This window comes from Acinetobacter sp. 1130196 (assembly GCF_000588095.1).
GTDB classification, from domain to species: Bacteria; Pseudomonadota; Gammaproteobacteria; order Pseudomonadales; family Moraxellaceae; genus Acinetobacter; species Acinetobacter nosocomialis.
Genome location: NZ_JFWX01000017.1, coordinates 69,890 through 79,140, shown reverse-complemented (window position 1 = coordinate 79,140; position 9,251 = coordinate 69,890). Strand labels below are relative to the sequence as shown.

At 36.6% G+C, this 9,251-nt stretch carries 9 protein-coding genes, 4 tRNA genes and 1 pseudogene; 5 read left to right on the top strand and 9 right to left on the bottom strand.

What is annotated here, in order from left to right; translation table 11 throughout:
• The 3 genes from J671_RS14535 to J671_RS26150 form a co-directional block, all read left to right on the top strand.
• A partial coding sequence (locus J671_RS14535; RefSeq protein ID WP_031982693.1) for an IS30 family transposase occupies positions 1-363 on the top strand: 363 nt, incomplete at its 5' end.
• A gap of 45 nt (positions 364-408) precedes the next feature.
• Positions 409-660: a hypothetical protein gene (locus J671_RS26155; protein WP_228132359.1), complete on the top strand. Its 252-nt coding sequence runs from the start codon at positions 409-411 to the stop codon at positions 658-660.
• A gap of 24 nt (positions 661-684) precedes the next feature.
• Positions 685-1,167, top strand: coding sequence for a hypothetical protein (locus tag J671_RS26150; protein ID WP_228132358.1), 483 nt, complete (start codon positions 685-687; stop codon positions 1,165-1,167).
• Between the two features lie 54 nt (positions 1,168-1,221).
• Here J671_RS26150 and J671_RS14530 read toward each other — a convergent pair whose 3' ends face one another.
• The 8 genes and pseudogenes from J671_RS14530 to J671_RS14495 form a co-directional block, all read right to left on the bottom strand.
• A complete protein-coding gene (locus tag J671_RS14530) occupies positions 1,222-1,782 on the bottom strand; it encodes a TetR/AcrR family transcriptional regulator (protein WP_031982692.1) in 561 nt (186 codons plus the stop codon).
• Between the two features lie 720 nt (positions 1,783-2,502).
• Positions 2,503-2,790 (bottom strand): annotated as a pseudogene (locus J671_RS14525) (ShlB/FhaC/HecB family hemolysin secretion/activation protein); the annotation flags it as partial.
• A gap of 188 nt (positions 2,791-2,978) precedes the next feature.
• Positions 2,979-3,052, bottom strand: a tRNA-Trp gene (locus tag J671_RS14520).
• A gap of 67 nt (positions 3,053-3,119) precedes the next feature.
• Positions 3,120-3,204 (bottom strand) — tRNA-Leu (locus J671_RS14515).
• Between the two features lie 27 nt (positions 3,205-3,231).
• Positions 3,232-3,305, bottom strand: a tRNA-Trp gene (locus tag J671_RS14510).
• A 53-nt stretch (positions 3,306-3,358) separates the two neighbouring features.
• Positions 3,359-3,443, bottom strand: a tRNA-Leu gene (locus J671_RS14505).
• A 102-nt stretch (positions 3,444-3,545) separates the two neighbouring features.
• Positions 3,546-4,352: a protein kinase domain-containing protein gene (locus J671_RS14500; RefSeq protein WP_022575399.1), complete on the bottom strand. Its 807-nt coding sequence runs from the start codon at positions 4,350-4,352 to the stop codon at positions 3,546-3,548.
• Positions 4,339-5,847: a DUF3336 domain-containing protein gene (locus J671_RS14495; protein ID WP_002049303.1), complete on the bottom strand. Its 1,509-nt coding sequence runs from the start codon at positions 5,845-5,847 to the stop codon at positions 4,339-4,341. The genes J671_RS14500 and J671_RS14495 overlap by 14 nt, the downstream gene beginning before the upstream one ends.
• A gap of 178 nt (positions 5,848-6,025) precedes the next feature.
• Here J671_RS14495 and J671_RS14490 point away from each other — a divergent pair, with 178 nt between their 5' ends.
• Both J671_RS14490 and J671_RS14485 read left to right on the top strand, forming a co-directional pair.
• Positions 6,026-6,907 carry an ATP-binding protein gene (locus J671_RS14490; protein ID WP_002049146.1) on the top strand — a complete coding sequence of 294 codons (882 nt, stop codon included), beginning with the start codon at positions 6,026-6,028 and terminating at the stop codon, positions 6,905-6,907.
• Positions 6,908-7,008: 101 nt separating this feature from the next.
• Positions 7,009-8,112 carry a DUF6670 family protein gene (locus J671_RS14485; protein ID WP_031982688.1) on the top strand — a complete coding sequence of 368 codons (1,104 nt, stop codon included), beginning with the start codon at positions 7,009-7,011 and terminating at the stop codon, positions 8,110-8,112.
• A gap of 2 nt (positions 8,113-8,114) precedes the next feature.
• Here the strand turns inward: J671_RS14485 and tsaD are convergent, their stop codons facing one another.
• Entirely contained in the window at positions 8,115-9,125 is a 1,011-nt protein-coding gene (gene tsaD, locus J671_RS14480; RefSeq protein WP_031982687.1) for a tRNA (adenosine(37)-N6)-threonylcarbamoyltransferase complex transferase subunit TsaD, read from the bottom strand.
• Positions 9,126-9,251 lie beyond the last annotated feature (126 nt).

Below are 9,251 nucleotides of genomic sequence, written 5' to 3'. Positions count from 1 at the left end.
AAGGCTTTAACTGAAGCTCTGAAATATTTACCTGCAGAACTGCGTAAAACGTTGACCTATGACCGTGGACGCGAGATGTCAGAACATAAAATACTCGAAGAAGATTTAGGCATAGATGTATATTTCTGTGACCCACATTCACCTTGGCAAAAAGGCACATGCGAAAATATGAATGGTTTAATTAGGCAATATTTACCTAAAGGGATTGATTTAAATCAGGCAGATCAGCATTATTTAAATCAAGTTGCCATGTCACTGAATACTCGTCCTAGAAAGGCGTTAGATTGGCTTACACCATTAGAGAAATTTGCTCAGCTTGTTGATTATCATATGGCTTTTGAAACTGTCGCACCTCATGTTTGAATTCGCCCACTTTACAATATAACTGCTGATGAAATTGAAAGTAGTTTGGCTGAAGATATCGTCCAAAGTTATGACCTTAACTCTTTCGGTCTTTTCACTAAAAAGACATACCAAAAGCAAAATAATGGTTGGCCTTTAGGTTATGTCGTTGCATCCCAAGGCTCACAAATTACAACTGCTCAATTTAATGATAGTTGTAGTTTAAATTCAGATAATGTGAGTTACGACTACGAAAAAATAGATGTTTCAGGTAAAAAAATATCTGACATTTTCCCATCTAATATTTTAACAAGTTGACCAGAAAATATAGACTACTTATATATGAGTAATCGCTTTGCTGGAATACTTAAAAATAATCAAACAGCTTTTACGAGCTTATTGAATAGTAATGCGACTTTCCCAAGCGGTTCTTTTGTTTATGTACCGAAGTCTGTTGTTTATAACAATACCGAATTTTATTTCTTTGATAACGATAGTACTAATTTCAAAACCCTAGCTGAATGGCAACAAGCCCTTTATCCAACCGTTAAATATAAATTTGATACTGTGGCTGGCTACAATTTGACTTACTCTGTAGACAGTGCAGGTAATCAAATTTATTCGGGTGGTAAAGACCCTGCCATTGAAATGAATGGTAAAATTTACGATGGTGAATGGCAAGTTAAAGGTAATGTTGTTTCTGAAACATACGGTGAACCAGCAATTATGTCGACCACTAATTATCAAACAAAAGGAAAATTTGCTTTATACAATAAAGCGAGTTATGACTTTCTTGTTGACCAAATCCAAACTTACTATAAGTAAAATTTAAAACCTGTATATCCCAAAGTACCTTGCAATGTACTTTGGGATATTTATCTAAACCAGCCCTACCCTTAATAAAAAGTAATCTAATGCCTTATTTCCTTCATACGCATCGTTCTTATCTAAATACTGAATAATTGCACCCTCAATCATATATAAAAAGAGTTTCGCTTCATTAAATGATGCATCGGCCTTAAGTGTTCTAAGTACGCTATAGATTTCATTGGTCAGCCATGTTCTGTACCTTACTGCGGTTTGGTAAGCATTTGGATAGCTATTTTTAGTTTCAAAAATAGCCTTAAATAATAAGTAATATGGTCCCTCTAAGTCGGTATGTAGAACATGCAGTTTCTTGAGTTTATCTATGGCATTTGTATCATGTTCATACTCCACCAGTGCAACCACTTGGTCTTGGAGCCGTTCTTTTTGTACGAGTAGACAAATATCAATGAAGCGCTCTTTTGAGTGAAAATAATTATAAAACGTCATTTTGTTCACTTCAGTTTCTCTCACAATTTTGTCGACGCCCACAGTGTGAAACCCACTGTGGTGAAACAGATTTATTCCTTTTTTTACAACTTCTAAAGCACGTGTTGGGAGAATTAAATTTGGCATAGTTTTACCGTTATAAAATAAGTTTTTGTTGTATATAAATGAGTTAAAAAAATCTGTGCCCTTTTTGGGAGAAAAAAAGGCGCAGCAAAACCCATAAAGACTGTGCTTGGCACATCTCGAGTTTTATAGTTGCTAAGTTTTTGGTCGTGACGATTTAAAGCTTGATAAACCTAATGGCGATCAAACTCGTTAATAAACTAAGTTGTGTTGTTATAGCTTTTGGCAAAGGCTGCCAACAAATAATGGATGTGCAAAGCCGACTCCTTTTTATTGGGAGTTCTGCCAGACATTAAAATTATGGTGGCAGAACGAAAAGGGGTTGACGGACTGGTCATAGAGCCAGCACACCCGAAGGTGTCCCCCTCCCGTTCCGCCGCAGAGGGGGCACGAGGGGCTAAGCATTAAAAGTAAAACCTTTAATGCTTCTATGATACGGTCCGTCAAAACCGACTGGCGATGTAGGCCAGCACGCAAAGGATAATAGTCAGTATATTTAACGTCAAGCACAAAAAGTGACAACTGTTTTAAAATAAATCAGACAAAGTATTTGATAAATCAGTGGGTTTTAAGATGAACTACAAAATCTACGGGTAAAATCAGATGTTGTTATTTCTATAGTTTTTTAAAATAAGTGAGTTCGGCAATAAAATATTGAGTTAATTTTTGCAGTACCTAATTAGAATGGATATGAAAAATAAGCCTCTTACTCTGGGCTTCTACACCTTCTAAAAGTATTTTCTTAATTTCAAAACAAGGGGTTTCACTGTTAGAACGTAAATATTGTAATTGCTGAGCTGAAATCTTATTTTGTTCTTGCCCTAGATTGACGTTTACATTCGGCTGAATTTGTTTTTCTAATGCAGTGTCACGCTGTTGTTGTCGAATGGTTTGGTCAGCCTGAATTCTCTGGCCAATCGGATCACCTGAGTCCGCAGCATAACTTAAGCCCCCCATTAGTGATAAGCAGATGAATAAGACGCTTTTATTAAATTTTTTATAGTTCAACATATAAATCAAATCAAAATTTACTTTAATTAATCATATTTTAACAAAACATTAACAAAGTAAAAATACTTTATACAGATTAGTCTGTATGAAATTAAATTTTATTTAATATAAGTAATAATTTTTAAGAAAATTTAATTAGAAAATATACGAGACAAAAAAAGCTCCCGTAACAGGAGCTTTTTGAATCTTGGCAGAGGATCAAGGATTCGAACCTTGACGAACGGTTTTGGAGACCGTCATGCTACCATTACACCAATCCTCTATATGCATAATTAAACCCTTTAGATTTAATCATAAAAAAAGCAAGATCATCGTCTTGCTTTTTTCAATGGTGGGGGCGAAGAGACTCGAACTCTTACACCTTGCGGCGCTGGAACCTAAATCCAGTGCGTCTACCAATTTCGCCACGCCCCCATCTGGGACATTTATTTAAAATAAATGTGGCAGAGGATCAAGGATTCGAACCTTGACGAACGGTTTTGGAGACCGTCATGCTACCATTACACCAATCCTCTTCCAAGATTTAAATGACTTAACATTCAAATCAACTTTAAGTCTTAACTTAAAGTGGTGGGGGCGAAGAGACTCGAACTCTTACACCTTGCGGCGCTGGAACCTAAATCCAGTGCGTCTACCAATTTCGCCACGCCCCCGATGGCTGTGTATATTAGCGATAAGATCTAACAGTGACAAGTGTTTTTTTTCTAAAAAAAACTGACCGTGTAAATTGTATACAGATACTAGATCAATGATTTTTATAAGTTTGAGAGAGCATTTAAACAATTGATTGCTTCAAATGCATTTGAAAATCGATTTTTCTGCTGTTTTTGCAATAACCCCACCAGTAACGGGTAAAAAATTTGAAATGAATCTGGTAATTGAATGTTTAAGTTTTGGCAATGCAATACAGCCCAGTCATGATAAGTGTTTGCTTGTAAACGTATTTGACTTAGCCATTCATATAAAACAACTCCAAAAGCATATAAATCGCTTTGTATATTCTTCCTAGTTCCATGGAACAGTTCAGGTGCCATATATCTTGGCGTAGCATCAATGATTGAATCAGGAGTAGTTATAAGCCGTGCTTTTTCAAAATCGATTAAATAAAGTCTTTGCTCAAACTTTCGAAAGTGTTCTTTTTTAATATCGCCATGAATCCACCCTAGCTCATGAAGTTCTGCTAAAGCCATAAGCGCTGTATAGATCATCTCATGAATATCTTTTAAATTTTGCTTTTGATCTAAATCATCAAACCAGCAATCGGTGTCTGGCAAAATTAATACTTTCCCTTCAAACTGATGTAATTGGGAAATAGTACTGACATCAAATATTTTAAATGGCAAAAGCCAATTCACTTTTTTATGCTGAATATTTTCATAGAATTGCAATTCATGCAAAAAATCTTGCTCACCTTGAGCATGTACATGCGGCACTTGATATTTTAGCCAGTAGTAATGAGCATCTATAGAACATGTCCATAGATGCCTTCCTAAAGCTGAACTTTTAGGTTTTGTTACGCATTTTAAGTGTTCTATATGGGAAGCAAAATCATGCTTCAGCATAATAAGACTCTGGCTGTTGTTTCTTTTCTTCAAAACGTAAAACTTCTAAACAATGCTGAATTGTTTTACCAATACGCGCATGAGTTTCTATAGAAGATATTTTCGGCCAAGTCGCACGCTCACCTTCTCGTTGTAATCGTTTAAATAAATGTGGACGAGGGTTTTGTAACGTATATGCATAATGTTTTAAGCTATATTTGGCAATAATATTAACATCTCCATAATATCGCTGCCCTACTACACCATATCCGTGATCAAGCAATCTCCTTACTGGAGAAATGGCTCCTAATCTTTGACGGGTAAAATCCATTATTCCCATCGAAAGCACTTTACCTTGGCGTCTTAAAATACGTTCTGGCCAACTTAAAACATCCTTACGGAAACGGTGTGCATCATCTTGCATAAATGGCACAACATGCGGATTTACTTGACTAGCAATGGTGTAGTTTAAATTATAAAGCCTTGCCATTCTTTCTTGTGGGAAGTCACTGCGCACACTACCATCCACCCATTTAGTATTGGCCATATAAGGGGTATGTTCACCATCATAACGCTTACTGGTTAAACGTACAGGCGGAAATAAAACTGGCACAGCACAAGAAGCCAATACAGCACTCCAAACTAACACATTGGGTGTCATAATTGCATTCATAATCCGAGGATTTTCTGTTGCATCGTACGGCGCAACAGCGACATTAATATTCAAACCTGATTTTTTGAATGCTTCTTCAAAAGTAAGATCGCCCAAATTTTCAATGAGGAATTTTTTTAAATAGTGGACATCTGCAATGCCCCCATTTCCTTTTATGAGTTCACGAAGTTTTCTAAAGTGAAACGCATCACTAAAAAATTGCTCGCCATTTAACAAATTTTGAATATCTTCACTGGCAGAAATTCCCAACATACCAGTCATAATAGCGCCCGCACTTGAGCCTGACAGTACCTTAGGCATTAAATCTTGTTCAATTAGAGCTTTACATACACCAGTATGAAAAAGACCTAAAGTTGCACCACCCGAAAACATAAGAGCAGGCTGACCATAAGCTTTTTCACAATTTTCAAAAAACTCGATTTTTTCTTTTCTTTGAAACGTAATACATTCACTAGATGCAATATAAGCCAAGCTTTGACTGACTTCTTCAATATAATCTTCAATTAATTTTTTTGTGCCTACATGTGTGGCAGCAAACAACATAGGATGACCAATATTTGCAATATCGTAGGTTAGCCCTTCTTTTAAAAGATAAATCAAATCTAAAGTGCGATGTTGCTGTCGATATCTTTTCAGTAAAGTGTAACGATAAGAAATGAGTTCGGCATCGAAGTAAGGCGAACTATTATCAAACTTCCACTCTTGTGCACCTGTCTCTTCATCCAGTTTTAATGCAAAAGACTTCCATTCTTCATAAGATTCAGCCATGTCTAATTGACGTTGTAATTTTTTGATACGGTAAGCCTGATGTGGATTCATATCACTTCGTATTTTTTCAAACATATTTCGTCCTCATCTTCACAGATGATTTTACTGAATAGACATGACAACACTATGCGCGGTCTGAACATTTCAATCAATTGCAAAACCGATAAACTGCATTACCAGTATCTTTTTTGTCAGCTTGCAAATTTCGGTGTTAGTATCCTAGTAAATTACTGTTTAACATGATTGATTAACCATGGCTACCATTGATTTACCCGACAATTTAGTTCAAACCTTATCACTTGTATTAAATCAGTTACAGCAGGTCTTACCTGAACCGAAGCAAGAAACTGATTTCACTGCACCAGCTTTTAGATGGGAAAACCAGCAACTTAAAGCCATTTATACGCCTAAGAATATTTATCTTGATGACTTAAAAGGCATCGAACGTCAAAAAGAAAAAATTATTCAAAATACTTTGCAGTTTTTAAATGGCTTACCCGCAAATGATGTACTGTTAACAGGCTCACGTGGTACAGGTAAATCCTCTATTGTTCGTGCTTTACTCACAGAGTATGCATCTCAAGGATTACGTTTAATTGAAATTGAGCGTGATGATTTAGCAGACTTACCAAAAATTCAAAAAATTATTCAAAACCGACCTGAAAAGTATATCGTTTACTGTGATGACTTAGCGTTTAATGCTGAAGATGAAAATTATCGTAGTTTAAAAAGTGTATTGGATGGTTCATTACAGTCAGGTTCAACAAATTTTATTATTTATGCGACCAGTAACCGTCGCCACTTGTTACCTGAGTTCATGCACGAAAACACACCTGTAACCAAAGTAGATGTGCCTCAATATACCGAACTACATCCTCAAGAAGCGATTGAAGAAAAGATCTCTCTATCAGACCGTTTTGGTTTGTGGTTATCTTTTTACCCAATGGATCAAAATTTATATTTAGAAATCGTAGAACATTATCTAGATAAAGCGAACATGCCTTTCAATGATGAAGTTCGAGCTGAGAGTTTACGTTGGTGTCAAATGCGTGGTCAGCGCTCTGGTCGTGCGGCTTATCAGTTTTCTAAGCATTGGATCGGTTTAAACGCTTTAAAAGAACTGTCTAACAGTTAAATAAAATGTCCCACAAAGCCTTAGCTTTGGCCTATAAACCGCTTAGTTTTGGCAATTATTTTCCATAACCTAAATATAGATAGTTTTCTTTAGGTTTATATATGAAAAAACAATTGCCAAAAATTTCTCTAGTAAGCAAAACTGTTGCTAAAAGTTTGTTATTTGCACAAGGCTTTTTAGATCAAGCAAAAAAATATTCAACCCTTCCTTTTACTCAATCTCATATCATTCGCCCACGTGTTAACGAAAAATACTATAGCTGGACCCACTACGGAATCTTTTTTCCACTTTTGCCAGAACCTCATCGCTATTTAAATATTATGATTTTAATCGGTACGCCTGGCGCACTGGCATTTGATCATGATGATATTATCGTTGGAAATCCTAGAAAAACAGCGACTTTCTTTTCAAGTACAGCCGCCCTTGAACAAGCGTTATTGAAAGCCTATATCATTCCCGAAGAGACAAAAATTAATAAAGATGGAAGTTTAATAGAGCTTGGTCGGGAAATTTCAATTCAAGGAAAATTCCCTCAAATTCATATTAATGGGCATTATGAGGGTCTAGATTTCGACTTTGATATTGATGTGACTTCAGACGTTTCATGGTTTATAAAAACACCAGTCTATGACCATTTTAGCTTGTTGGCAAAGTTTAAAGGTTTTTTAAACTATCAGGAAAAACGCGTTGAAAGCGAAGGGCTTTGCACTTACGAATATGCTCGTGCAGTTGGTCCCCACTCATTCACAACTCAACTTATACCTGAGAACCATAAACTACCGCTTGATTTTTTCACTTATCAAATCATCAATTTAAATGAAAACACTCAACTTCTTCTAACAAAAGCAGATATTGTGGGGCAAACAGTAACCTATACCTTGCACTTTAGACATCTTGATCGACCAGCTGAAATTTATACAGACGTTAGCTTTGATATTATTTCACATCAAGTTGATGACTTCATTTCTCCAACGGGCAAAAAAATGCAACTTCCAAAATATTTTTCATGGATCGCTCGAAATGATGCAAAGCAAATTATCTTAAACATTCAGGCAGAAATTGACTGCCCATTCCGCTATGGTCATGGGCAAGGTTATGCAAGTGGTTATATATTTACGGGCCATTATTTTGGCAATGAAGTACAAGGCCGGGGTTATATCGAATATATAGATATTGAAAACCAACAAACCTTTGCAGATGAATAATTTTATTTAGGAATAGACAATTCTGTCATTGGCCAACGCGGTGTAGTCGTGACAGCCAAGCCATCGTGTTGGCCCGCTTTTAAACGCTGATAACCTGCAAATGCAATCATTGCACCATTATCTGTACATAAAGCAGGTTCTGCATAGTAAACCTGCGCTTTAATTTTCGCTAAGGAAGTTTCTAACTGTTCGCGTAATCGTAAATTTGCACTTACCCCACCAGCAATCACTAAACGCTTAAGCCCAGTTTGCTTTAAAGCTTTTACCGATTTTTTCACCAAGGTATCTACAATTGCTTCTTGGAATGAAGCAGCTATATCAGCATCACGGTTTTCGCCATTCAATTTTTTCAATTGAACAGATACTGCCGTTTTTAAGCCACTAAAAGAAAAATCTAGACCTTGATGAAGCATTGGACGGGGAAACTCAAATGCTAAAGGATCACCAGATAACGCCAGTTTTGCGATATTTGGCCCACCCGGATATGGCAGATTCATCATTTTTGCGACTTTGTCGAAAGCTTCACCAGCAGCATCATCAATAGACTCACCTAAGAGTTCATATTGACCAATTGCATGGGCAGCCATCAATTGTGTATGACCACCTGAAACAAGCAATGCTACAAATGGAAATTCGGGTGGCTGACTTGAAAGTAATGGAGCCAACATATGACCTTCCATATGGTGAACACCAATCGCAGGCTTATTTAAAGAAAAAGCTAAAGTTCTTCCAAATAATGCACCTGTCATTAATGCTCCCATTAAACCTGGGCCACGCGTATAAGCAACTGCATCAATCTCTTGTTTCGTTACACCACTTTGTTCAAGCAATTGATTCATTAAAGGAATAAGCTTACGAACATGGTCACGAGAAGCCAACTCTGGAACCACCCCACCATATTCAGCATGAAGTTTTATCTGGCTATAAAGAACCTGTCCCCGCAAGCCGAGTTCGCTATCATAAAGTGCCAACCCTGTTTCATCACAAGAAGTTTCTAAGCCTAAAACAATCATCAAAACTGCCTTTTATATGAGTCAAAATATTGCAATCGCTATTATAGACTTGTGATATGAGTTGTAAATGAGTAAAATACTGACCTTCACTTGTGATCCGGCGCAATGGTGTGCCTGATCTTATCC